The following is a 503-nucleotide window of genomic DNA, read 5'->3' as shown; positions in this document are numbered from 1 at the left end:
GCGGCTCGTGGACCTCGACGAACTCGCCGTGCGGCAGCTGCTGCACGCGGCCGGTCTCGCGGCCGTGCAGGGCGATCTCGCGATCCTTGCGCTGCAGCGACAGGCAGATCCGCTTGACGATCAAGAACGTGATGATCGGGCCGACGATCCACAGCGTGCGCAGGGCGTAGATGACGTCGTTGAGCGAGAGGTGGAAGTGCGTGGCGATGAGGTCGCCGGTGGCCGCCACCATCATCACGGAGTAGAACACGACCGCAGCTGCGCCCAGGCCCGTGCGGGTGGGGGCGTTGCGCGGGCGGTCCAGCACGTGGTGCTCGCGGGAATCGCCGGAGATCCAGCGCTCCAGGAACGGGTAGGCGAAGATCGCACCGATCAGCGCACCCATGATCATCAGCGGGATGAACACGGCCAGCGGGATCGTCACCAGGCCGAACAGGTTCCACTCCCAGTTCCAGGGCCAGGTGCCCGGGAACAGGCGCAGGGCGCCGTCGCCGAAGAGGATG

The 503-nt window shown here is 67.8% G+C and carries 1 pseudogene; it reads right to left on the bottom strand.

Annotation, left to right across the window (positions count from 1 at the left end):
• A pseudogene (locus IG178_RS25220) lies at window positions 1–503 on the bottom strand (cytochrome bc1 complex cytochrome b subunit); the annotation flags it as partial.

Source organism: Neoluteolibacter marinus (assembly GCF_014904755.1).
GTDB lineage: Bacteria > Verrucomicrobiota > Verrucomicrobiia > Verrucomicrobiales > Akkermansiaceae > Haloferula > Haloferula marina.
Note: the sequence above shows the minus strand (reverse complement) of the source record. Positions and strands in the feature narration are given on the sequence as shown.